General features: G+C 62.6%; 1 protein-coding gene. It reads left to right on the forward strand.

Annotation, left to right across the window (positions count from 1 at the left end; all coding sequences use genetic code 11):
* The first annotated feature begins 165 nt into the window (after positions 1-165).
* Positions 166-1,899 (forward strand): IS1634 family transposase, encoded by a 1,734-nt coding sequence (locus CDN38_RS28405; RefSeq protein WP_099319517.1) that lies wholly within the window; start codon positions 166-168, stop codon positions 1,897-1,899.
* Positions 1,900-1,974: the final 75 nt, after the last annotated feature.

The following is a 1,974-nucleotide window of genomic DNA, read 5'->3' on the forward strand; positions in this document are numbered from 1 at the left end:
CCGAAGTTCCCCCCTGCGGGGCGGTCCTGAGGGGTCTGCATCGTTATGAGCAGGTGTTTCGCGTCCGATGGCTGCCGATTACGTAGACATGTATTGGAGAATAATCTAGATGCATATCGGTGTGCCTGCGACAAATAGACACACGGATGGCCTACTGTTATAGGCATGTATGTGGCGCGGGTGCCGAACCGAGGGTCGCCGCCGGCGATCCTGTTGCGGGAAAGCTACCGCGAGGACGGCAAGGTGAAAAACCGTACGTTAGCCAATCTGTCACGCTGGCCCGTGGACAAAGTCGACGCGCTTTCCCAGGTGCTCAAAGGGCTACCACCGAAGGTGGACCTGGCCAAGGCGTTTGAGATCACCCGCAGCCTGCAGCACGGGCACGTGGCCGCGGTCTTGGGCAGCGCGGCGCGGCTTGAGATCGCCGAGCTGATCGACCCGGTGCGCTCGCGCAACCGCGATCTGGTGCTGGCCATGCTGGTCGCTCATGTGATCGATCCTGGCTCGAAGCTGGCGACCGCGCGTGGGCTGCGCTCTGAGACCGCGACCAGCTCACTGGGCGAGGTGTTGGGTGTTGGCGGTGCTGACGAGGACGACCTGTATGCGGCCATGGACTGGGCGCTCAAGCGTAAGGACGCGATCGAAAAGGCGTTAGCCGCCCGGCATTTAGTCAACGGCACGTTGGTGCTCTACGACGTTTCCTCGGCGGCGTTTGAGGGACGCACGTGCCCGATAGCCAAGATCGGGCACGCCCGCGACGGGGTCAAAGGCCGGCTGCAGATCGTCTATGGGCTGTTATGCAGCACTGCGGGGACACCGGTGGCCATCGAGGTGTTCGACGGCAATACCGGCGACCCGAAAACCCTGGCCACCCAGATCGACAAGCTCAAAACGCGATTCGGGTTAACACAGGTCTGTCTGGTGGGTGATCGGGGCATGCTCACCAGCGCGCGCATCGAGTCCGAACTTCGTCCGGCCCAACTGGACTGGATCACCGCGCTGCGGGCTCCGCAGATCAAGGCCCTGGTCGAGGCCGATGCTTTGCAGCTGTCGCTGTTCGATGAACAGAATCTGATCGAGATCGCCCATCCCGATTACCCCGGCGAGCGGCTGGTGTGCTGCCGCAACCCGATCTTGGCCGCCCAACGCACCCGCAAACGCGACGAGCTGCTGGCGGCCACCGAAGAAGAACTGGCGAAAATCGCCGCGGCCACCGGCCGCGCCCGGCGTCCCTTGCGCGGGCGCGACCAGATCGGCATGCGGGTGGGCAAGATCATCAACCACTACAAGATGGCCAAGCACTTCACCATCGAGATCACCGACGAGGCGTTGACGTTCTCACGCAAGACCGATCAGATCAACGCCGAGGCCGCCCTGGACGGCATCTACGTGCTGCGCACCAGCCTGCCCGAAAAGACTCTCCCCAACGGCGATGTGGTGTTGCGCTACAAGGGACTTGAAGACGTTGAACGGTTCTTTCGCACCCTCAACACCGAGCTTGATGTGCGGCCGATCCGCCACCGTCTGGCCCACCGGGTACGCGCCCACGTGTTTTTGCGGATGCTGTCCTACTACATCAGCTGGCACATGAAACAAGCCCTGGCCCCAATCCTGTTTCATGACAACGACAAACCCGCCGCAGCGGCCAAACGCATCGACCCAGTCGCCGCCGCCGAGCGCTCCGATGTCGCGCTGGCCAAAGCCGCCCGCAAACGCACCCAAGACGACTACCCGGTGCACAGTTTCACCAGCCTGCTCAAAGATCTGGGCACCCTGTGTGTCAACTACATCCAACCCATCGACGACATGCCGGCATTCACCAAACTCACCACCCCCACCCCGCTGCAACGGCGAGCCTTCGAACTCCTCGACGTCTCCCACCGCTTCGGCTACACGTAGGCAGTACACCCCACAGCCAGACCGCAAAACTGCAGGTCACACCCCAACCCGTCACCAAACCAGGGGGAACTACGG

Origin of the sequence: Mycobacterium ostraviense (assembly GCF_002705925.1) — a bacterium.
GTDB classification, from domain to species: domain Bacteria; phylum Actinomycetota; class Actinomycetes; order Mycobacteriales; family Mycobacteriaceae; genus Mycobacterium; species Mycobacterium ostraviense.